The 20,827-nt window shown below is 71.6% G+C and carries 24 protein-coding genes and 1 tRNA gene; 10 read left to right on the top strand and 15 right to left on the bottom strand.

All coding sequences use genetic code 11. The features are described from left to right. Position 1: 1 nt before the first annotated feature. From IPJ78_06750 to IPJ78_06735, 4 genes are all read right to left on the bottom strand, one after another. Positions 2-1,042 (bottom strand): hypothetical protein, encoded by a 1,041-nt coding sequence (locus IPJ78_06750; GenBank protein ID MBK7906244.1) that lies wholly within the window; start codon positions 1,040-1,042, stop codon positions 2-4. A 6-nt stretch (positions 1,043-1,048) separates the two neighbouring features. Beyond that, positions 1,049-1,273 carry a 30S ribosomal protein S18 gene (locus IPJ78_06745; GenBank protein ID MBK7906243.1) on the bottom strand — a complete coding sequence of 75 codons (225 nt, stop codon included), beginning with the start codon at positions 1,271-1,273 and terminating at the stop codon, positions 1,049-1,051. Positions 1,274-1,276: 3 nt separating this feature from the next. Then, the gene (rpsF, locus tag IPJ78_06740; GenBank protein MBK7906242.1) at positions 1,277-1,642 is read right to left on the bottom strand and encodes a 30S ribosomal protein S6; all 366 of its coding nucleotides are present in this window, start codon (positions 1,640-1,642) and stop codon (positions 1,277-1,279) included. 135 nt (positions 1,643-1,777) lie between these two features. Then, positions 1,778-2,671, bottom strand: a complete 894-nt coding sequence (locus IPJ78_06735; GenBank protein MBK7906241.1) for a hypothetical protein — start codon at positions 2,669-2,671, stop codon at positions 1,778-1,780. A gap of 95 nt (positions 2,672-2,766) precedes the next feature. On the opposite strand from IPJ78_06735, the gene IPJ78_06730 reads away from it, so the two are divergent. From IPJ78_06730 to IPJ78_06700, 7 genes are all read left to right on the top strand, one after another. Further along, positions 2,767-3,057, top strand: coding sequence for a PqqD family protein (locus IPJ78_06730; GenBank protein ID MBK7906240.1), 291 nt, complete (start codon positions 2,767-2,769; stop codon positions 3,055-3,057). A 142-nt stretch (positions 3,058-3,199) separates the two neighbouring features. Then, positions 3,200-3,358 carry a hypothetical protein gene (locus IPJ78_06725; GenBank protein ID MBK7906239.1) on the top strand — a complete coding sequence of 53 codons (159 nt, stop codon included), beginning with the start codon at positions 3,200-3,202 and terminating at the stop codon, positions 3,356-3,358. After that, positions 3,359-4,501, top strand: coding sequence for a class I SAM-dependent methyltransferase (locus tag IPJ78_06720; protein MBK7906238.1), 1,143 nt, complete (start codon positions 3,359-3,361; stop codon positions 4,499-4,501). After that, complete coding sequence (locus tag IPJ78_06715) at positions 4,498-6,288, top strand: hypothetical protein (GenBank protein ID MBK7906237.1); 1,791 nt, start codon at positions 4,498-4,500, stop codon at positions 6,286-6,288. The genes IPJ78_06720 and IPJ78_06715 overlap by 4 nt, the downstream gene beginning before the upstream one ends. Further along, positions 6,281-7,243: a hypothetical protein gene (locus IPJ78_06710; GenBank protein ID MBK7906236.1), complete on the top strand. Its 963-nt coding sequence runs from the start codon at positions 6,281-6,283 to the stop codon at positions 7,241-7,243. The genes IPJ78_06715 and IPJ78_06710 overlap by 8 nt, the downstream gene beginning before the upstream one ends. Before the next feature lie 94 nt (positions 7,244-7,337). Beyond that, complete coding sequence (locus IPJ78_06705) at positions 7,338-7,496, top strand: hypothetical protein (GenBank protein MBK7906235.1); 159 nt, start codon at positions 7,338-7,340, stop codon at positions 7,494-7,496. A 4-nt stretch (positions 7,497-7,500) separates the two neighbouring features. Then, positions 7,501-8,655: a nucleotidyltransferase family protein gene (locus tag IPJ78_06700; protein MBK7906234.1), complete on the top strand. Its 1,155-nt coding sequence runs from the start codon at positions 7,501-7,503 to the stop codon at positions 8,653-8,655. Here the strand turns inward: IPJ78_06700 and ychF are convergent. Beyond that, positions 8,645-9,745 (bottom strand): redox-regulated ATPase YchF, encoded by a 1,101-nt coding sequence (gene ychF / locus IPJ78_06695; protein MBK7906233.1) that lies wholly within the window; start codon positions 9,743-9,745, stop codon positions 8,645-8,647. The two genes, IPJ78_06700 and ychF, sit on opposite strands and share 11 nt — an antisense overlap. Before the next feature lie 96 nt (positions 9,746-9,841). On the opposite strand from ychF, the gene IPJ78_06690 reads away from it, so the two are divergent. Then, the gene (locus tag IPJ78_06690) at positions 9,842-10,303 is read left to right on the top strand and encodes a four helix bundle protein (GenBank protein MBK7906232.1); all 462 of its coding nucleotides are present in this window, start codon (positions 9,842-9,844) and stop codon (positions 10,301-10,303) included. On the opposite strand, the gene IPJ78_06685 is transcribed toward IPJ78_06690, so the two are convergent. The 9 genes from IPJ78_06685 to IPJ78_06645 form a co-directional block, all read right to left on the bottom strand. Further along, a complete protein-coding gene (locus IPJ78_06685) occupies positions 10,300-12,339 on the bottom strand; it encodes a sodium-translocating pyrophosphatase (GenBank protein ID MBK7906231.1) in 2,040 nt (679 codons plus the stop codon). The genes IPJ78_06690 and IPJ78_06685 overlap by 4 nt on opposite strands. A gap of 49 nt (positions 12,340-12,388) precedes the next feature. Then, on the bottom strand, positions 12,389-12,961 hold the full coding sequence (locus IPJ78_06680) for an aminoacyl-tRNA hydrolase (protein MBK7906230.1): 573 nt from the start codon (positions 12,959-12,961) through the stop codon (positions 12,389-12,391). Between the two features lie 33 nt (positions 12,962-12,994). After that, the gene (locus IPJ78_06675; GenBank protein ID MBK7906229.1) at positions 12,995-13,648 is read right to left on the bottom strand and encodes a 50S ribosomal protein L25/general stress protein Ctc; all 654 of its coding nucleotides are present in this window, start codon (positions 13,646-13,648) and stop codon (positions 12,995-12,997) included. A 247-nt stretch (positions 13,649-13,895) separates the two neighbouring features. After that, positions 13,896-14,849 carry a ribose-phosphate pyrophosphokinase gene (locus IPJ78_06670; protein MBK7906228.1) on the bottom strand — a complete coding sequence of 318 codons (954 nt, stop codon included), beginning with the start codon at positions 14,847-14,849 and terminating at the stop codon, positions 13,896-13,898. 171 nt (positions 14,850-15,020) lie between these two features. Continuing rightward, positions 15,021-15,091, bottom strand: a tRNA-Gln gene (locus IPJ78_06665). Positions 15,092-15,143: 52 nt separating this feature from the next. Continuing rightward, positions 15,144-16,025, bottom strand: a complete 882-nt coding sequence (gene ispE, locus IPJ78_06660) for a 4-(cytidine 5'-diphospho)-2-C-methyl-D-erythritol kinase (protein ID MBK7906227.1) — start codon at positions 16,023-16,025, stop codon at positions 15,144-15,146. Further along, complete coding sequence (locus IPJ78_06655) at positions 16,022-17,041, bottom strand: flippase-like domain-containing protein (GenBank protein ID MBK7906226.1); 1,020 nt, start codon at positions 17,039-17,041, stop codon at positions 16,022-16,024. The genes ispE and IPJ78_06655 overlap by 4 nt, the downstream gene beginning before the upstream one ends. Before the next feature lie 2 nt (positions 17,042-17,043). Beyond that, positions 17,044-18,666 carry a hypothetical protein gene (locus tag IPJ78_06650; GenBank protein ID MBK7906225.1) on the bottom strand — a complete coding sequence of 541 codons (1,623 nt, stop codon included), beginning with the start codon at positions 18,664-18,666 and terminating at the stop codon, positions 17,044-17,046. Positions 18,667-18,736: 70 nt separating this feature from the next. Beyond that, positions 18,737-19,462, bottom strand: coding sequence for a pyridoxine 5'-phosphate synthase (locus IPJ78_06645; protein ID MBK7906224.1), 726 nt, complete (start codon positions 19,460-19,462; stop codon positions 18,737-18,739). A gap of 39 nt (positions 19,463-19,501) precedes the next feature. On the opposite strand from IPJ78_06645, the gene IPJ78_06640 reads away from it, so the two are divergent. Continuing rightward, positions 19,502-19,975, top strand: coding sequence for a hypothetical protein (locus tag IPJ78_06640; GenBank protein MBK7906223.1), 474 nt, complete (start codon positions 19,502-19,504; stop codon positions 19,973-19,975). Here the strand turns inward: IPJ78_06640 and mce are convergent. Continuing rightward, complete coding sequence (gene mce / locus IPJ78_06635; protein ID MBK7906222.1) at positions 19,972-20,379, bottom strand: methylmalonyl-CoA epimerase; 408 nt, start codon at positions 20,377-20,379, stop codon at positions 19,972-19,974. The two genes, IPJ78_06640 and mce, sit on opposite strands and share 4 nt — an antisense overlap. A 117-nt stretch (positions 20,380-20,496) precedes the next feature. On the opposite strand from mce, the gene trxA reads away from it, so the two are divergent. Further along, positions 20,497-20,823, top strand: a complete 327-nt coding sequence (trxA, locus tag IPJ78_06630) for a thioredoxin (protein MBK7906221.1) — start codon at positions 20,497-20,499, stop codon at positions 20,821-20,823. Positions 20,824-20,827 lie beyond the last annotated feature (4 nt).

Below are 20,827 nucleotides of genomic sequence, written 5' to 3'. Positions count from 1 at the left end.
TTCACTCCGAACGTTGGGATCGGAGCCGCGACGCGCGGCGCCAATCGAACCAGGTGTCGCCGAGTCCCACAACGGCGCACACCAACAAGACTTGCGGCCAGCGCAGGGTGATGACGAACAGCACCACCTTCATCGCCCGGCCAGGCGAAAGGAACCATATGACCACACCCATCCCACGCAACGCGTGGAGGACTCCGAAGAACAGCAGGAGGTTCGCACCCGCCGCGCGCCAGATCCCGGAGGATGGCAGCGCGAGCAGCGCCAACCCGGCCACCACACCCCAGACGAGCGCCTCGTGGAAGCGCAGGTCCTTGAGGTCCGCGAGGGGCGGCCCCAAACGGACCCGTCCGACGCGGTGGTAGACCGCCCAACCCAACGCCAGCACGGCGAGCGACTGCAGGGCCAGCAGGGCCGGGAAGTACTTGAGCGCGATGCCGGGAAGGAGCGCCAACTGCGCCTCCGCGTTCTCCCCGTACTTCGCCCATCCCTCCGACTTCTGCACCAGCTCGGCCCACTCCGGCGTGCCCGTGAGCGTCTGCCACTCGCGGGTCGCCACCGTCGCGCGCCGACCGATCTCGCCCGTCACCAACTCCGCCGCACCGGTGAACCCGCCCGGCACCAGCAGCAGGGCCAGCATCCCGACCGCCGCCGCCGACACCAACGACAGCAGCGCCTTGGGCAGGAACGTCTCGCCCACTCCCAATCCCGCTCCCGCGCTGGCCGCCACGCCGAAGGCGAGGGCCAGCAGCACCGCCCAGCCGCGGAGGAGATCCGTATGCAGCCCCGGTGGTGCAGGGGTCCGCCACAGCGCCCAGACCGCGAAGGCCGTCCAGAGGACCGCGAGCGGGAGTCGAGCCCCGACCCGCCATCCCGCCACCGCGCACGCGGCCGTGACCGGCGCGAGCAACAGCAGGACATCCCCCACCGGGACCACGACCGCCGGTGCGGCGAGCGTGGAGACCATCACCAGCACGAACAGTGCGGCCAGCGGACCCAACCACCCCCGCTCACGCGCGGGTGTCGTGCCCTCGTCCGCGGTCACCGCTCCTTACTGTGCCGACTGCGTGCGCACGTACGGCAGCAGCGCGAGATACCGCGCCTTCTTGATCGCCTTCGCCAGCTGGCGCTGGTGACGCGCATCGACGCCGCTGAGACGGCTCGGGAGGATCTTGCCCGTGTCCGTGATGAAGCGGCTCAGGAAGCGCTCGTCCTTGTAATCGATGAAACGGATGCCGGCCTCGGTCACCGGGCAGGTCTTCTTCTGGCGGCGCATGGGCTACTCCTCGTCGTCGTCGTCGTCACCGTCACGCGCGCGGCGGGCGGCGAGCTGTTCTTCGGTCATCGGCGGCGCGCCGAGCTCATGCTCGTGCACCGAGATGAGATAGCGGATCACGGTGTCGTCGAGCTTGAGCGCGCGCTCGAACTCGGGCAGCACCTTGCCCTCGGCGGTGAAACGGGCCACGACGTAGTAGCCGGTCTCCTTCGAGCCGATCTTGTACGCGAGCTGGCGGCGGCCCCAATGGTCCAGCGTGATGGGGTCCTTGGCGCCGAGGAGAGCATGATGCTTCTCAAGCTTCTCGGCGATGGCGGTGTCTTCGAGCGCAGAGTCGAAGATGTACACCGCCTCGTATTCACGAGACAATGCGGCAATCCTCCCTTTGGTCAGTTCGCCACCTGCGGGTTGCCGACGCAGGCGGAGAGGGCGGTGTCTCGGTCAGGCCTCGGTGCCGGGCCGGAAGACCGCCATATGTGGAAAGCCCCGTAACCTACCGTAGGCTCAGGGGTTAGTCAACCGCGCCATGCCCGCTTCCGCCGCCAGCACGCCGAAGCTCGCCGACGGGCCGGTGGCCAGGACCGCCTCCCACGCCACCCGCGCCTCGGCGACCCGGCCGTTCGCCGCGAACCACTGCCCCATCCCGTTCCCCACCGTCTGCCGCTCCAGCACCGACGGCCCCGCCGGCAGGACCTGCGCGTCCGTCAGGTCCCCCCGCATCCAGAGCAGCGCCCGATGGTAGGAGCCGTTCTCGATCACGTCCCACTCCGGACGCACCGCTCCGAGGATCGCCTTCGCCTCGGCCCCGCGCTTCAGGTGCGCGAGCGTGAGCACCCACCAGTACGTCGCCGCCACCCGCTGGTCCACGTTCGTCGCCCGCGTCGCATCCTCCTCCCAGATGGGAAGGGCGCGGCGGTACTGGCCGGTGAGGAAGTAGGCGAGCGCGAGATGATACCGGATGTTCGAGTGCAGCGTGCTCGTCGGGATCCCGCGGGCGTTGGGCTGGCCGTCCGGCTCGACCTCGTCCTCCGCGCCATCCACCACGGCGCGCGCGCGCTCGAGATCCGCGATCGCCCACTCGAAGCGGCGCAGCGAGATGAACCGGTGGCCGCGGTGCCGCAGCAGATGCGGTTCGTCAGGATGGAGGCGCAGCCCGTTGGTGTAGATGTCCACCGCCTCCTGGAAGGCGCCGGTGTATCCCACCCGGCGGCCGTACCAGATGATCGAGTCCACGTTCTCGGGGTGCCGCTCCCATGCCGCGCGCGCGGCGTCGAGTGCGGCGTTCGGCGGCGGCGCCTGCGCAGCGAGCGGTGCGGTCAGCGGCGCGGCCAGCGCCGAGGTGAGCGCGGCACCGACGAGCGCGATCGAGAGGAGTGCGAGCTTCGGGGACCGGCGCATCGAGGCTCCGTTTGCGAGAGGGGGCGGCCGGAATGTAGACTCCTCGCGATGACGCGCGCCAACCGCTTGAGCGATCGCCGCCGCCGGGCCGCACCGTGACCGCTACGCCGCTCACGCGCGACACCCGCATCCGCGCCACCGACGAACAGGTGTCCGCGGCGCTCGAGGGAGAGACGGTCATCCTCTCCATGCGCGATGGCCTCTACTTCGGACTCGATCGCGTCGGGTCGCGCATCTGGACCGCGATCCAGGCGCCCACCACGCTCGGGAGCGTCTCCCGCGCGATCACCGAGGAGTTCGAGGTCGACGAGCCGACCGCCTTCGCCGACCTGGTGCGCCTGGTGACCGACCTCACACATCACGGGCTCGTCGTCATCGACCCCTGATCCACGCGGCGGATCGCGCCCCGGTGCGCCATCCCGTCCGTCGTTGACCTGTGAACCGCTCGGCCGTCAATTTGGTATCATGCAGGAGTCCCTGCGCGCGCGCGCATCCGCGCGGTCGCACGTCGGGACCTCAAGGAGCCGCGTGGCCGAACGTCCGCAGGACGACACTCCCGTCGCACCGAAGGTCCGTGCCCCGTACGCGCCCCCGCGGCTCGAACGGTTCGGGACGCTCGCGCTCCTCACGTCCACCGTCTCCATGACCGGCATGATGGACGGCTGGATGGGTCGCCGGACGGGCTGAGTGTACGAGCTCCCGGACTACCTGGCGATGGTCGACGACCCGCGCCGGACGTCCGCCTACCTCGCCGCCCTTCGCGCCACCGTCCGCCCCACTGATCTCGTCCTCGAGATCGGCACCGGGTTCGGGTTCTTCGCCGTCGCCGCCGCGCGATGCGGTGCGGAGCACGTCTGGGCCGTCGAACCCAACGACGCGATCGACCTCGGACCACGCCTCGCCGCACACCATGGCGTCGCGGACCGGATCACGTTCCTGCAGGCGCCGCTCGAGCGCGTCACGCTGCCGCAGCCCGCGACCGTCCTGCTCGAGGACCTGCGCGGCGTGCTGCCCCTGAGTGGCGGTCGCCTCGCGATCCTGCGCGATGCGCACACGCGACTCCTCGCGCCCGATGCGCGGTGCATCGCCGAGCGCGATCACCTGATGGTCGCGCCCTGCGCCGAGCGGGCCGATGCCATCGCGCCGTCGCCGCACCCGATCGACGGGATCGCGGTGGACGAGATCCGCGCGCGCGCCGCGAGCGCCACCTCCCGCGTGCGCGCGCGTGATCTGCGCCCCCTCGCGCCGGCGCGCCGATGGACGACCCTCGAGCTCGCGCGCCCCGACGAACGCGCCGTGCACGGCGCCGCGCGATGCGAGGTCGAGACGCCCGGCACCTGCGCCGGGCTCGGCGTCTGGTTCGAGGCGGAACTCGCCGGGGGCGCCCGGTTCACGAGTGGCCCGTCCACCGGCACCACGGTCTACGATTGCGCCTGGTTCCCGCTGCCGCGTCCGCTCGACGTCGTGGCCGGCGATCGGCTCGAGATCCGGCTGCGCGCCGTCTCCGACGGGCAGGAGTTCGTCTGGCGCTGGGAGGTCGTCCGTGAGCCCGCGTCCGGCGGGCCCGCCGAAGTGGTGCAGGGGACCGACCTGGCCGCGCGCATGATCGGGGCGAGTCGCCGAGCGCGTCGCGCCGCCGGCCACGTGCCGGCGCGCGATGCGGCGGTGGAGGAGCTCGCGGCCCTCACCTCGCTCGTCGACGGCGCGCGCCCGCTCGCGGAGATCGCCGAGGCGTTGCGACGGCACTTCCCCTCACGCTGGCCGACCGAGGCCGAAGCGCTCGCCTGGGCCTCGCGCGAACTCGCGCGGCTCGTCGAGGGCGGCGCGTGAGCGGGTTCCTGCTCTGCTGGCATCGCGCCGGCGGGGCGCTCGACCCCGCGGTGCTCGCGCGCGTCCGCGCGCGACTCCGCGCCCGCGGCCCCGAGGGGGAGCGCACCGTCGAGGCGCCGCGCGCCGTCGCGGTGCATGCGGCGTTCACCGACGCCGTCGGCGCCGCGGACGGATTGCCGATCCTCGCCGACGAGTGGCTCGTCGCCGGCGACCTGCGACTCGACGATCGCATCCAGCTCCGCGCGCGACTGCGCGATGCCGGCGTGGAGCCGCCGGCCGAGCGCGGCGATGCGTGGCTCCTCCACGCGGCGTTGCGCGCGTGGGGCGCCGATGCGGCGTCCCGCCTCATCGGCGACTTCGCCTTCGCGGCGCTCGATCTCCGTCGCGGCGCGCTCGTCGCCGCGCGCGGGACGTTCGGCGTGAAGCCGCTCTTCGTCGCCGAGACGGCGGCCTTCGTGGCGGTGAGCAACGAGATCGACGCGCTGCTCGCGCTGCCGGGCGTGGACGGATCCCCCGACGAACGGGCCCTCGTCGACTTCCTGCGCGCCGGTTCGATCGTCGCGCCGGATCGCACCGCGCGGCGCGGTGTCACGCGCATGCCGCCCTCGCATCAGCGTCGCTGGGAGACGGATCGCGCGCACGCCGTCGAGCGCCACTGGCGTTTCCCCGTGCCGACGGCGCGCGTCGGGCTGCGCGACGAGGAGGTACTCGAGGGATTCCGCGAGGTGCTCGGCGCGGCGGTGCGCGACCGGCTCCGCACGCCCGCGGTCACGATCCAGTTGAGTGGCGGCCTCGACTCGCCGGCGATCGCCGCGATGGCGCGTGCGGTCGCGCCGGAGGTGGCGCTCGCCGCCCACACGGTCTCGCACGAACGCCTCGTCGCGTCGGACGAGCGCGAATTCGCCGAACGCGTCGCGCGACATCTCCAACTGCCGCAGGAGGTCTCGTACATCGAGGGGCACGGGATCCTCGCGCACCTCGACGAGCCGGGGCTGCGCACGGCGGAACCGGTGGCGGATCCCGAACTCGCCGAGTGGCGCACGCGTGCCCGACGGCTCGCGGCCCAGGCGCCGGTGACGATCGACGGCGAGGACGGCGACTCGCTCCTCGCGCCGCCCGACCTCATCACGCTCCTGCGCACACGTCCGCTCGGCGAGACCGCGGCCGCGTATCGACGCCATCGCGCCGAGTCGGGCCGCAGGCCATGGCTCGGCCTGCGCGAATGGTCACCGTTCCGTGCGCGTCGCCTCGCGCGAGGGTGGGCCGCGCCGGCGTGGCTTCGTACGGATGTGCGCGTGCAGCACGGCGAGGCCGTGCCGGATGAGCCGCCGCCTCATCCGCTGCGGCCGCGCGCGTCCTGGTCGCACCAGCAGCCGGTCTGGGAGACGCTCTTCGCGATCGACGACCCGTCGGTCACCGGCGTGCCGCTCACCGTGGTCCTGCCGCTGCTCGACGCGCGGCTCTTCGCGTTCGTCTTCTCCGTCGCGCCCATCCCCTGGTGCCAGGAGAAGGCCCTGCTGCGCCGCGCGATGGAGGGGCGGTTGCCGGCCGACGTCCTCGCGCGGCCGAAGACGCCGGTGCATGGGGCGCACGAGGCGAGCATCGCCGTCTGGCGCGCCGCGGGGGGCGCCGAACGCGCGCTGCCGCATCCGATGGACGACCTCGTCGAGATCGATGCCTGGCGACGCACGCTCCGCGAATCGTCCGCTCCCGACGCCGTGATGGCCGCCTGGCGCGTCTTCGAGGTCGCCCGATGGCTCGCGCAACCGGAGCCGGCGGATGGCTGACCATCTCGTCTTCGGACTCCGCCTGCGCACGGCGACACCGCTCCCCGGGATCCCCGAGGTGGCTTCCACCGGCGACGCCGACGTCGAGATCGCACTCGGAGAGCGGCCCGCGTGGGCCGATGCCCCTCGCACGCATCAGTACTCGTCCGAGGCGGAACTCGGCGACGTGCCGGCCGTGGTGGTGTGGTCGCTCCCGTCGGCCGCGGCGCTCGCACTCGACTATGCCGAGGGCATCCGCTTCCACGTCACGACCGATGGCAGGCAGGTCTGGTCGGACTGGGATGCGCCGCTCACCGTCGCCGATGCGATGACCTTCCTCATCGGGCCGGTCCTCGGCTACGCGCTCCGTCGGCGCGGGCTCCTCGCGCTGCATGCGAGTTGCGCCCGCTTCGGCGACGTGGCCGTGGCGTTCGTCGGACCGGGCGGGGCGGGGAAGTCCACGCTGGTGACGGCCTGCGCGCAGGCGGGACACGCGATCATCACCGACGACATCCTCGTCGTGCGCGAGGTGGACGGGCGCTGGTGGACGACGCCCGCGCCCGATCAGGTCCGGCTCTGGGAGGACAGCGAGCGGATGCTCTTCGGGGGCACCGCGCTGCCGGCCCTCACGCCCAACTGGCCCAAGCGCGGGCTGGGCGCAGCAGCGGCTGGCCTGCCGGTGGAGACCGGCGCGGTCCCGCTCGGACTCGTCCTGCTCTTGGAGGCGCGGGAAGCGGACGATGCCCCGCGCGTCGAGCCGGTGGCGGGCGGAGAGGCCCTGCTCTCGATGGTCGTCCATTCGTACGCGAACTATCTGCTCGACGCGGACGAGCGGGCAGCGGAACTGCGAGCGGTGGGGCGCCTGGCGGCGCGGGTCCCCGTCCGTCGGCTCGTCCCGCACGCCGACGCCGGGCGTCTGCCGGAGACCGTCGGGCGCATCGCGCACATCGTGACGAGCCTGGTGGGGACATTTTGACGCGGGCGTTATGTTGGAAGGGGCCCGAGCGTCGATACTCCAAGGATGACGCCCGTCCTCGCCTCGTCCCACCCCGGGAGCCGGATCTCCGCCGATGAACCAGACGCCTGCCGACGAACCCGTTCGACCAGCCCGAGCGCCGTATCGCGCGCCCGAGCTCACGGTGCATGGGACCGTCGCCGAGATGACGCAGCGCAACTTCTTCGGGCCGGGTCGTCAGGACGGGCCCTACTGGTGGCGTCGCACGGGGTGACCCCGTGAGCGCGACGCCCCCCGGCGCGCTGGACCAACTCTGCGCGGCCGTCCGCGCACTCCTGCCGGATCCGGCCCATCCGTACGATCATGCGGAGACGCGGCCGTTCGACCGCCCGGCCTTGCGCGAGCTCGCGGCCGCGCATCGGGTCGTCCCGCTGCTGGCCCGCGCCGCGGGTGCGGCGGCCGAGCCCGAGTTGCAGCAGGCCGCCCGCCACATCGCGATGCGCGGGCTGCTCGCGGTCGAGACGCTGCGCCGCGTGCAGTCGGCCTTCACGACCGCGGGCATCCGCTCGCTCGCCTGGAAGGGCCCGGCCATCGCACAGCTGGCCTGGGGAGAGGTGGGCTCGCGCGAGTTCGACGATCTCGACCTCGTCGTGCATCCGGCGGACCGTGGCCGCGCGCGCGACGTCCTTCTCGCGACGGGGTGGGCGCGGCGTCATGCGATGAGCGACGCGCAGGAGGGGGCGATCTTCCGCGGCCTCGGGGCCTGGGAGTTCGTCGGTCCGCACGAGCCGCGGCTCCTCGAGTTGCACTGGGAGTTCAGTGCGCTGCGCTATGCGGGGCGCCTGCCCGTTCCGGCGGTGATGGAGCGGGCCGTGCGGCTCTCGCTCGGGGGCGTGCACCTGCTCACGCCGGATCGAGCGGACACCCTCGCCCTGCTCGCGCAGCACGGGGCCAAGCACGCGTGGGGCCGCCTCGAGGATGTCGCGGTCTTCGCCGCGCTCGCGCGCCGCGATGACGATGCCGTCGTCACGGCGCATGCGCGCGCCGCGGCAGTGGGAGGCGGACGGGCCGTCCTGCTCGGCGTGGAGCTCGCCAGGCGCGTGCTCTCCGTCCCGCGCCCGGAGGAACTCGACGCAGCCACGCGCATGGACACGCAGGTGATCCGACTCGCCGAGGAGGTCCTCGCCCGCTGGGCGCGCGGCGAGACCGAGTTCCGTCCGCCGCTCCGATGGGACCTGCGCTGGACCGAGGGGGCGCCGGACCGACTGCGCCTGCTGGCCCGCGCGACCTTCGACCCGACACTGCAGGAATGGGAGGCGATGCGCCTCCCCGACGCGCTCGTCGGCCTCTATCCGGCCCTGCGACCGGTGCGGCGCCTGTGGAGCGCCGTCGCGCCGAGGCGCGCGCGCCCCGGCGCCACCGTCACACGTTGAAGCGGAAGAGCAGCACGTCGCCGTCCCTCACGACGTACTCCTTGCCTTCGCTCCGGACCGCCCCCTTCTCCTTCGCGCCCTTCCAGCCGCCGAGCGAGATGAAGTCCTCGTAGCTCACCGTCTCGGCGCGGATGAACCCGCGCTCGAAGTCGGTGTGGATGACCGCCGCGGCCTTGGGCGCGGTGTCGCCGTGATGGATGGTCCAGGCGCGGACCTCCTTCTCGCCCGCCGTGAAGTAGGTCTGCAGGCCGAGCAGGTGGTAGCCGCCGCGGATGAGGCGATCGAGCCCGGCCGACTCGATGCCCAGCGACGCGAGGAACTCGTTGCGGTCCTCGGGCGCGAGGTCGGCGAGCTCCATCTCGATCTTGGCGGAGAAGGTGACCACCTCGGCCGGCTCATGGTCGGCGGCGATCGCCGCGCGCAGCGCGGTGACGTGCGGCCCTTCGGCGCCCGTGAGCTCCGCGTCCGTCACGTTCGCCGCGTAGAGGATCGGCTTCATCGTGAGCAGCTGCAGGCCCTTGAGGAGGTTGCGCTCGTCATCGGTGAGCGCGACGTGCCAGAGCGCCTTCCCCTCGGAGAGCGGCGCGAAGGCCTTCTCGAGCGCCGCCGCCTCGGTGGCCGCCGCCTTGTCGCCCGTCTTCGCGGCGCGCTTGGCCTTGTCGAGCCGCTTCTCCACCACGCCGAGGTCGGCGAGGGCGAGCTCGAACTCGATCGTCTCGCGATCGCGCGCCGGGTTCACCGAGCCGTCCACGTGGATGACGTCGGGATCGTCGAAGCAGCGGACGACGTGGACGATCGCGTCGGTCTCGCGGATGTTGGAGAGGAAGGCGTTGCCGCGGCCCTCGCCCTTGCTGGCGCCCTTCACGAGGCCGGCGATGTCGACGAACTGCACCGCCGCGGGGACGGTGCGCTCGGGGATGACGATCTTCGCCAGCGCGTCGAGGCGGGGGTCCGGCACCGTGACGACGCCGATGTTCGGGTCGATGGTGCAGAAGGGGTAGTTCGCGGCCTCGGCCTTGGCGGCGGTGAGGGCGTTGAAGAGCGAGCTCTTGCCGACGTTGGGGAGGCCGACGATTCCGAGTGACAGCATTGAACGGCGATGTGAGTGGTGAGTTGTGAGCTGTAAGGTAACGACCTGAGGGATTCGGGTGTCGGAGTTCGAGGCCGTCCGGCGCACCTTCGCGCCATGATCTCCTTCCGTCGACTCGCCGTCTGGGAACGCGCACACCAGCTCACGCTGCGCGTCTTCACGGTCACCGAGGGCGGTGCGCTGCACCGCTACCCCGGCCTGAGCGCGCAGCTGCGGCGCTCGATCTCCGCCATCCCCACGAACATCGCCGAGGGGGCCGGACATCACTCCCAGGCGCAGTTCAACCGATTCCTCGAGATCGCGCTCGCGTCGGCGAGGGAAGCGGACTACCAGATCCTCCTGGCAAAGGACCTCGGCCTGCTACCCGCCAAGGAGTACGCGCACCTCGAAGCCCGGCTGGCCGAGGTGCAGGCCATGCTCGTCGGCCTCCGCAAGCGCGTCCTCGAGAGCATGCGCAAGGAGGGCGTCCTCGACCCCCGCGAAGCCGGCAAAGCAAGAAGGGGAGGCCGAAAGGCCTCCCCTCTCACCACTCACGACTCAGAGCGCCCTGGCAGTTAAGCGATGAACCACGGCGCCAGCACGAGCGACACCACCGACATGAGCTTGATCAGGATGTTCATGGCCGGCCCCGACGTATCCTTGAACGGATCGCCGACGGTGTCACCGACGACGGCCGCCTTGTGCGGATCAGAGCCCTTGCCGCCCATGATCCCGCCCTCGATCGCCTTCTTCGCGTTGTCCCACGCGCCGCCGGCGTTGGCCATGAAGAGCGCCATCATCACGCCGGTCACCGTCGCGCCGGCGAGGAGGCCGCCGAGCGCCTTCACGCCGAAGAACTTGCCGACGATCACGGGGAGGAGGATCGACGCGACGCCGGGAAGGATCATCTCCCGCAGTGCCGCAGCGGTGGAGATGTCGACGCAGCGCGCCGAGTCCGGCTTCACGCCCGGCTTCCCCTCGAGGAGGCCCGGGATCTCGCGGAACTGGCGACGCACTTCCTCGACCATGCCCTGCGCCGCGCGACCGACCGCGGTCATCGTCTGCGCGCCGACGAAGAACGGCATCACGCCGCCGATGAAGAGGCCGATGACGACCATCGGGTCGACGAGGTTGAGGCCGACCGTGTTGAGCCCGACGGCCGACGCGTACGCGGAGAACATGGCGAGCGCCGTGAGCGCCGCCGAGCCGATCGCGAAGCCCTTGCCGATCGCGGCCGTCGTGTTGCCGAGCGCGTCGAGGCCGTCGGTGATCTTGCGGACGTCCTTGCCGAGGTGGCTCATCTCGGCGATGCCGCCGGCGTTGTCGGCGATCGGGCCGTACGCGTCCACCGACATCGTCACGCCGACCGTGGCGAGCATGCCCACCGCGGCGATCGCGACGCCGTAGAGACCGGCCGCCCAGACGGCGACGTACATCGCGCCGCAGATGAGCAGCACGGGGACGATCGTCGACTCCATGCCGACCGCGAGGCCGGCGATGATGTTCGTCGCCGGGCCGGTCTTCGAGGCTTCGGCGATGCGCAGCACCGGGCCCTGCGCCGTGTAGTACTCGGTCACGAGGCCGATGAGCACGCCCGACACCGTCCCCGCGATCACCGCGAACCAAGGGCCGAGCAGCGGATAGACGCGCCCCGTCTCGTTGTCCACCATGTTGAGCGGGACCGACTTCGTGATCCACCAGGCGAAGACGAGGAAGAGCCCCGCCGCGATGAACGTCACGGCGCGGAGCGCGCTCGCCGGGTTCCCCCTCGCGAGGATGCGCATGACGAAGATGCCGATCAGCGAGGCAACGAGGCCGACCGCGGTGTACGCGACGGGGAGGAGCATCGCGTCGAGGCGCGAGACATCCGGGATCCGGAGCGAGGTCGTCGCGAGCGCGATCGTCGCGATGATCGCGCCGACGTACGACTCGAAGATGTCGGCGCCGAGGCCGGCGACGTCGCCGACGTTGTCACCGACGTTGTCGGCGATCGTGGCCGGGTTGCGCGGGTCATCCTCGGGGATGCCGGCCTCGACCTTGCCCACCAGGTCCGCGCCGACGTCGGCGGCCTTGGTGTAGATGCCGCCACCCACGCGCGCGAAGAGCGCGATCGAGCTCGCCCCCATCGCGAAGCCCGAGATGATCTCGCCGAACGACTTGAAGCCGGTCGTGCCGAGGAGCTCCTTCTGCCACACGAAGATCCCGGCGATGCCGATGAGGCCGAGCGCGGCCACCGCGAGGCCCATCACCGAGCCGCCACCGAAGGCGATGCGGAGGGCGGTGGCCTGGCCGGTCGCGCGGGCCGCTTCGGCCGTGCGCACGTTCGCCTTGGTCGCCGCCGTCATGCCCGCGTAGCCCGCGGCCACGGAGCAGATGCCGCCCACGACGTAGGCGATGCCGGTCGGCACGTTGATCGCCCAGGCGAGGAGGCCGGCGACGACGAGCAGGAACGGCAGCAGCACCGTGTACTCGCGCTTGAGGAAGGCCATCGCGCCCTGATGGATCTGCTCGGCCAGGTCCTGCATGGCCTGCGAGCCGGGGGCGTGACGGACGATGCCCAGGTAGGTCAGGTAGCAGGCCACGAGGCCGACCACACCGATCACGAGGGCGTACATCGTCAGGTTGTCGAGCATGGGGGAGTGGGTAAGGGTTGATCCAGGTCCGTCAGCGGTTGAACCGATTCATCACCGTCTCGATGCCCTCGGCCGTCCAGCACCGCAGGGCCTCCTCCAGGGTCGCGAAGAGCGCGCGCGTGTCCGCGGCCTCTCCCTTCCCGAAATCACCCAGCACGTAGTCCGCGAGGTCGCCGATGCGCCGTTGCGGGTCGTTCGGCCCCACGCCGATGCGCAGGCGCGGGTAGTCCTGGGACTTCAGTGCCGCTTCGATGCTCTTGAGTCCGTTGTGGCCGCCCGCCGAGCCCTTGGCGCGGAATCGGTACGCCCCCACCGGCAACTGCACCTCGTCGGAGACGACCAGCAGGTCGTTGGCGGCCGCCCAGAACGGGCGCCGGAGCCAGGGCTTGAGGACCGCCCCCGAGAGGTTCATGAACGTCTGCGGCTTCACGAGGCGCACCTTCACGCCCCCGATGGTGCCCGACGAGGTCAGCGCCTCGCCGTCCTTCCGCCAGCCATCGGTGCGCCACGCGTCGGCGAGGTGGTCGAGCATCCACCAGCCGACGTTGTGGCGCGTCTCCGCGTACTCCTTGCCGGGGTTGCCCAGACCGAGGATGACCTTCATCGAACGCCTGGGCGGACCCGGAGGGAGGGCGGGTTACTTCTTCTCGGCAGCCTCTTCCTCAGCCTTGGCCTTGCGGATGAGCTCCGGCTCCGACGGCGCAGCGCCCTCGGCCGGCGCGGCCTCCACCTCGACCTTCGGCGCGGCGCAGACGCAGACCGTCGCGTCGGCTTCCGTCTCGAGCGTCACGCCCGCGGGGAGCGCGATCTCGCCGGCATGGATCGAGTGGCCGATCGTGAGCGGCGTGACATCCACGATGATGTGGTGCGGGATGTTCGACGGGTCGCAAGAGACCTCGAGCTCGTGCAGGATCTGGTCGAGGAGACCGCCGCCATGGCGGACGCCGTCAGGGGTCCCGGTGAACTGGAGCGGCACCGGCACGGTGACCTTCTCGCCGGCCACGAGCTCCTGGAAGTCGACGTGCACGATCTGCTTCTTGAACGGATGGCGCTGGATCTCGCGGATGAGCGTGTTGCTCGTCTTGCCATCGACGTCCAGCGCGATCACGGTGCTCTGGTACGGGTGCTTCTCGAGCAGCAGCTGCAGCGCATGGTGCTCGAGCTCGAGCGACTGCGCCTCACGGGCATGGCCGTAGATCACGGCCGGGACCTTGCCGGCCGCGCGGAGCTTGCGGGCGACGCCCTTGCCGGTCGTGCTGCGCGTCGACGCCTTGAACGGAACGGAAGCCATCGGAACCACCTCGAATCATGTGTGTGGCGCGCAACGTGGGTGCCCGGTAGGTCCGGCCCGGCGGAGCGCCAACTTGAGGATGAAGGCTGAAGGAGGAAGGGGGAAAGTGCCGCCTTCTTCTATCGACCTCCATCGGTACCGCACCTGCATCCCGCATCCAACACCCCGCATCCAGCATCCAACACCCCGCATCCAGCATCCCGCATCAACACACTTTCATCCTTCAACCTTCAGCCTTCATCGCAACTCACTCGAACAACGAGCTCACCGACTGATCCGAATGCGTGAACCGGATCGCCTTCGCCAGCAGCTCCCCCGTGCTCAGCACCGTCAGCGTCGGGAACCGCCGCGACTCCGGGATGTGGATCGTGTCCGTCACCGCGACCTCGGTGATCGGCGCGTTCGACAGCCGCTCAACCGCCGGACCGCTCAGCAGCGCATGCGTCGCGCAGACGTAGATGTCCTTCGCGCCCAGCTTCTTCAGCGCCCGCGCCGCCTCCGAGATCGTCCCCGCCGTGTCGATCATGTCGTCGGCGAGGAGACAATCCTTCCCCTCCACCTCACCGACCACGTTCACCACCTCGGCCACGTTCGCCTGCGGGCGGCGCTTGTCGATGATCGCGAGTGAGGCGTTCAGGCGCTTGGCGAAGCCGCGGGCCATCTTGGCCGACCCCACGTCAGGGGCCACGACCACGAGGTCCTGCAGCTTCTTCTTGCGATAGTGCGCCGTGAACACCGGCGCCGCATAGAGGTGGTCCACCGGGATGTCGAAGAACCCCTGCAGCTGGTGCGCATGGAAATCGACGCCGAGGACGCGGTCGGCACCGGCGCGCATGATCATGTTCGCCATGAGCTTCGCGCCGATCGCCACGCGGGGCTGGTCCTTGCGGTCCTGGCGCGCATAGCCGTAGTACGGGAGCACGCAGGTGATGCGCGCCGCCGACGCGCGCCGCGCCGCGTCGATCAGCAGCAGCAGCTCCAGCATGTTCTCCGCCGGCGGGTTCGTCGGCTGCACGATGAAGATGTCCGCGCCGCGAACGTTCTCGTCGAGTCGCACGAACACCTCGCCGTCGGCGAAGCGCGTGACCGTCGTCTTGCAGAGCTCCGTCCCGAGGGCCTTCGCGATCTCCTCGGCGAGCGGCCGATTGGCCGTGCCGGTGAGGATCCGGAAACCGTGGATGGGGACCGCCAAGCCGTCCATGGGGGGAGTCGTAAGGGGCCGTCAGGTCAGGGGTTGGGCCCCTGACAGGGCCCGAACCGGAGAGCCTCCAAAGCTAGCCCGGATCGGCACCGAACGGCAGGGGGCGGGCCGTCCCTCGAGCCCCCCCGTCAGCCGGGCCCGCGCGCACCCCCGCGGCCCATGCTTCCGACATTGCCCCTGGTGGATTCGAACCACCATTCGCCGCTCCAAAGGCGGCTGTCCTGCCATTGAACGAAGGGGCAGCAGATACCTCCCCCGAAGCTAGCCACGGCCCCCCTCAGGGGACAACGCGCCTCAGTCCAGCGGGCGCACCTGCGCGACGCTCGTCAGGGTCCGCGAACTGACCAGCCGGGTCCCGTCCGGCAGCCCCGGGATGGTCGCCGGCGGGCGCCGGTCGAAGACCCCGAACACGGTGGACCCCGAGCCGCTCATCCGCGCGATCCGCGCCCCGGCGGCGACCAGCGCCTCCAGGCAGGCGGCGATCCCCGGATGCCGGTGGATCACGGCGGACTCGAAGTCGTTCTCCGCGAGCTTCGCGACCCCATCCCAACGGTCGAGGTCCTCCTGCCGCATGGGCGCGGGGGCGCGCAACGGCTCCTCGCGGCGCTGCGCCGCGATCCAGCCGAACGCCGCCGCCGTCTCCACCCCGAACGGCGGGAGGCAGAGCAGCACCTCGCGGCGGGGGAGCGGTTGCAGCGCCAGCAGCCGCTCCCCGCGGCCCCACGCGAGCGCCAGCGGCGCCTCCGCGGTGAGGAACGGCACGTCGGCGCCGAGGCGGAAGGCGAGCGTGGCGAGCGCGGCGTCGGAGACCGGCTTGGGGGCGATCGCGTTCAGGATGCGCAGCACCGCACCCGCGTCGGCGCTGCCGCCGCCGAGTCCGCCGCCCAGCGGGATCCGCTTCTCGATGTGGATCGCGAAGCCGGTCGGCCAGCCCGTCTCCTCGAGGTACGCCATCGCCGCGCGCCAGGCGAGGTTCCGCTCCATCGGCCCCACGTCGGCGCCGTCGCACACGACCTCGCGCACCGTGGTGTCGGTCGCGACGCGCACGCTGTCGGCGAGGTCGATCCGCGTGAAGAGCGTCTCGAGCTGGTGATACCCGCTCTCCTCGCGCGCGAGGACGCGCAGGAGGAGGTTGAGCTTGGCCTGCGCTTCGAGCGAGGCGGTCGTGGTCGTCACGGCGTGGGCGGCGCCTTCGCCGGGGTGTTGAGGTCGCTGAAGTGCAGGTCGAGTCGCGTGAAGTACCACGCGCCGATGATCGTGATCGGGATGAACGAGAGGATGTGGAAGCCGATGCCCCACGACACCGCGAAGGCGTCGTCCACGCCGTACAGCTTGAGTCCGACCGACGCCGCGGCCTCGAAGATGCCGAAGAAGCCCGGGGACGACGGTACGGCGACGCTGAACGCGATGAGCCCCTGCACGAAGCAGGCGGTCGAGAACGGCGCGTCGATGCCGAGCGCGAGGAATCCGAGATAGAACGCGGCGGCGTTGGTGAGCCAGTGCAGCACGGTCCACCACGTGACCTCGAGCACCAGGCGCGGGTCGCGGAGGACCCCGAGTCCGCTCGTGAAGCCTTCGGCGAGGCCGCGCAGCTTCGTCCCGAACGTCGGCGAGACGATCGCGCCGGCCCGCTCGGCGAGACCCAGCATCGCGGCGGGGAAGAGCAGGAACGCGTAGAGCCCGGCCAGCACGGCGCCGAGCACCGCGGCGGCACCGAGCGCGATGTCGCCGGCCCCGAGGTCGCCGACGATGCGCGCATCGGACGGGAACCGCGGGTCGAGCGTCGCCGCGAGCATGAGCCCGAGGACGACGACGCCGTCGAAGATCCGGTCCACGGCGAGCGAGGCGAAGGCCGCGGTGAAGGGGACGTCGCGGCGCTCGCGCGAGATCGCGAACGCCCGCGCGAACTCCCCGGCGCGCATCGGCAGGACGTTGTTCACCATCATCCCGATCGCGGTGGCGTGCCAGAGCGGCGTCACCGGGATGCGGCCGGCGAGCGGCTTGAGGATCGCCTGCCAGCGGCGCGCCCGCAGCGGGAAGATCGCGGTGGCGACGACCGTGCAGGCGGCCCAGAGCCAGAGGTTCGAGCCGCCGAGCACCTTGGCGACCTCACCGACCTGTCCGTGGAGCACGTACCAGAGCAACAGCGCGCTCAGGGCGATCCCGAGCGCGCCGCGCCAGTCGATGCGCATGGTCAGTCCGCCGACGCGAGCTGCAGCAGGTCGTACAGCTCGTGGAGGCGGGCGGGGTCGGGCGGCTCGGTGGAGCCGCGCAGGTCGTCGCCGATGCTCAGCGCGCGCGCGAGCGCCTCCTTGCCGCGATAGAGCAGCTCGTCGATCGAGACGACGTCGTCGTCGGGGCCGGCGAGCGGGCTCGCGAGGTGGGTCGTCGCGAGCGGCTCGAGCCCGGCGATGCCGGTGGAGAGGAGCGCCGAGAGCTCGGCGCCGCGCACGCCGCTGTTCCCCGCACCCCCCTGCGACGCGACGCCGAGGGCGGGCGTCCCGCGGACCGGCGTGCCGCGCACGGGCGTGCCGGATACCGGCGTGCCCGAGATGGGCGTGGCCGAGACCGGCGTCGGCGACGAGGTCCGTCGCTGGCGCGCCGGGATGGCGGTCACCGGGGCCGGTGGCGTCCCGGTGAGCCGGTCCACGAGCGCACGGAAGCGCTGCGCGAGTTCCTCGGGCGCGATCCCGATCGGACGGCTCAGTTCGCTCCCCGCCTCGTCGAGCACCCAGAGCGCGCGCTGGTCGAGCCCCGCCGCGCCCCGCTCGGCGGCGAGGAAGAGGTTCGCGATCTCGGTCGCGGCGAAGCTCTGGGCCGCGCGCGCGAGCGAGCGCACCGCACCACGGAGCTCGCGCCCCACACGGTCGCGCGTCGCCGCGTCGATCGCGGCGCGCCCGTCGGCGACGAGGCGACGGAGATGCTCGGCCTGGCTCACGACCTCCAGCCGGAAGCGCTGCGCGGCGGTCGTCGGCGGATTCTGCGAGGCCGTGATGTACGCGCCCATCGGGCCTTCGGGGAGCAGGGTCGAGATGGGCACGACCTGATCCGTCTCGCGCTCGCCGGCGCGGAGCGTGTCGGCGGCGTGGGCGAAGTCGCGGACCGCGGTGGTGTCGGTCGGGGGGAGGCCTCCGATGCGGATCGCCTCGCCGCCCTCGACGAGGACGCGCGCGGCGGCGCGGAAGAGGCGGCGGCGCTCGGCCGTCGCATCCTCCTGCCCGATCTCGATCGGCTTGGCCGCGGCATCGACGGCGTCGACGACCTCGGCCAGCGGCGGGAGGTCCTTGAGCGCTGCCACGCCGCGCAGCGCGCGAACGCGCCGCATCGTCTCCGCGAAATCGTCGAGCGAAGTCGGGTGGTCCGCGTATGAGAGCAGCCCGGTCGCCGCCTCGGCGGCCGCGTGCGCGAGGAACGCCGCGCCCTTGCCGCGCTGGTGCTGGACGAGGGTCCGCGGCGCGACATGATCGAGCTCGGCGACGCGGTTGGCCGCGCGGCGGTCCTCGGACTCGCCCCAGGTGCGGGCGCCCCGCACGAGGAACTTCAGGTCATCGACGGCCGCGATGGCGACGCCGCGCGAGGCGGTGTCCCAGGAGAGCTTCCCGTCGCGGACCTGGCGCGCGAGGCGCTCGAGTCCGGCGGCGACGTCGGCGATCCCCTTGAGCTTCGCCATGGTCGCCGCGCCGCGCAGGCCGCGGGCCGCGCGCGCGAACGGGTCGGGCAGGGGCGGGGTGGCCGTCGCGCGCGAGACGAGGTCGTCGAGCTGGTCGACGTACTCGTTGGCTTCGAGCGTGAAGAAATCGAGCAGGCCGCCCGTCATCGCGTCTCCGCGCGTGGCTGGTGCATGGTAGGAACCCGTCGGGGAAGTGTGCCGTCGTGGGGAGCGTGGGTCAACGGGCGCGCGCCCGGTCCATGGCCTGTCGCATCGCCCGGACCGCCTCCGCGAGGCCGACGAAGACCGCATGGCCGACGATGCTGTGTCCGATGTTGAGCTCCTCGCACTCGGGGATCGCGGCCACGGGGCCGACGTTCTCGAGCGTGAGGCCATGTCCGGCGTGGACGGCGAGACCGGCCGCGCGGGCATGACGCGAGGCGTCCTGCAGCGCGGCGAGGTGGGCCGGCACCTCGGGATGATGACAATAGGTCCCGGTGTGCAGCTCGATCGCCGCGACGCGGAGCTCGGCCGCACGGTCGATCTGCCGCCGGTCGGGATCGATGAACAGCGACGTCCGGATCCCCGCCGCCGCGAGCGCGTCGAGGCAGGACTGCAGCCGGTCCCGGTCATGGAAGAGGTCGAGGCCGCCTTCCGTGGTGACCTCCTCGCGCTTCTCCGGCACGAGGGTGACCTGGTGCGGGCGCAGGCGCGTGGCGATCGCCGTCATCTCGGCCGTCGCCGCCATCTCGAGGTTGAACGGCGTGCGCGCGCCGGCCGCGAGGGCCTCGACGTCGGCGTCCTGGATGTGGCGGCGATCCTCGCGCAGGTGCGCGGTGATGCCGTCGGCCCCCGCGTCCTCGCAGAGGCGGGCCGCGGCGACCGGGTCGGGGTAGCGCGCGCGACGCGCCTGTCGCAGCGTCGCCACGTGATCGATGTTGATATAGAGGCGTTGCATCTTCATCTTTGCTTGGTGTTCCCCATCCTAATGAGGAGTCTGCCGGTGAAGCGCACCCTGACGTTCGTGCTGATGCTGCTCGCGGTCGCGGGGTGCCGACGTGCGGTCGGCGGTCCCGAGCCCGGCGCGGCAGCCTCGCAGGTGGCGATCCAGAACTTCCTGAATGCCGCCAAGGGCGGCGACATCCAGGCGATGTCCGCGATGTTCGGGAACGAGGTCTCCCCGTTGCGGGAACGCGCGGGCCGCGAGGAGGTGGAACGCCGGATGCTCATCATGGCGTGCCACCTGAAGCACGACACGGCGAGGATCGGCGCGGCGCAGCCCGGCCAGAACGGACGGACGACGCACCGCGTGGAGTTGACGCAGGGGACCAAGTCGGCGTCACCGCAGTTCACGACCATCCGGAACGCGCGGACCGGGCGCTGGTTCGTCGAGGAGTTCGACCTGCCGGCCGTGCGGGATTTCTGCACGGCGCCGGGCACCCCCGACGAGTCGCAGTCCCTCACGCTGGCCCATTAGTATTCGGACAGTTCGACCAGGACGCCGTGGGTGGAGGCCGGGTGGAGGAAGGCGATGCGCTTGCCCTCCGCCCCGATCCGCGGGACCTGGTCGATGAGGCGGAGGCCGGCCGCACGGCAGCGCGCGAGGGTGCCGTCGAGGTCGTCCACCGCGAAGCAGATGTGATGGATGCCGGGACCGCGCTTGGACAGGAACTTCCCGATGGGCGAGTCGGATTCCTCCGGTTGGAGGAGCTCGACGAGCGACTCCCCGGCCGCGAGGCCGGCGATGCGCGCGCCATCGGCGTCGTCGAGCGGGACCTCGGGCATGCCGAGGAGGTCGCGGTACAGCGGGAGGATCGCCTCGAGCGACTCGACGGCGATGCCGATATGCGCGATGCGGGTCCCACGGAGTGGTGCGGTCATGATCGGTGGCGGTCCTGGTGGGCGGAGTGGCCGTTCGGGTCCTCGCAGGGATCGCCGTAACGTTAGCGGGGCCGTCCGGTGCATGGCACCAGCGGCCTGAACGAGGGAGTGAGAACGATGTCGAAGACGGTGACGGTGACGGACGAGAACTTCCAGGCGGAAGTCGAGCAGCACAGCGGGCTCGCGGTCGTCGATTTCTGGGCGACCTGGTGCGGCCCCTGCCGCATGATCGCGCCCATCCTCGAGCAGCTCAGCGAGGAGTTCGCCGGGCGGGTGAAGGTCACCAAGCTCGACGTGGACGCGAACCAGAAGACCTCGATGCGCTTCCAGGTGCGGTCGATCCCGACGCTCCTGTTCTTCAAGGACGGGAAGCTCGTCGACCAGGTGATCGGCGCGGTGCCGAAGCAGGCGCTCGCCGCGAAGTTCGAGCAGCACGCCGCGTGACCCT

It is taken from the genome of Gemmatimonadota bacterium (assembly GCA_016714015.1).
In the GTDB taxonomy this organism is placed as follows: Bacteria; Gemmatimonadota; Gemmatimonadetes; order Gemmatimonadales; family Gemmatimonadaceae; genus Pseudogemmatithrix.
The sequence above is the reverse complement of the archived record's forward strand: the minus strand, read 5'-3'. Positions and strand labels throughout refer to the sequence as shown.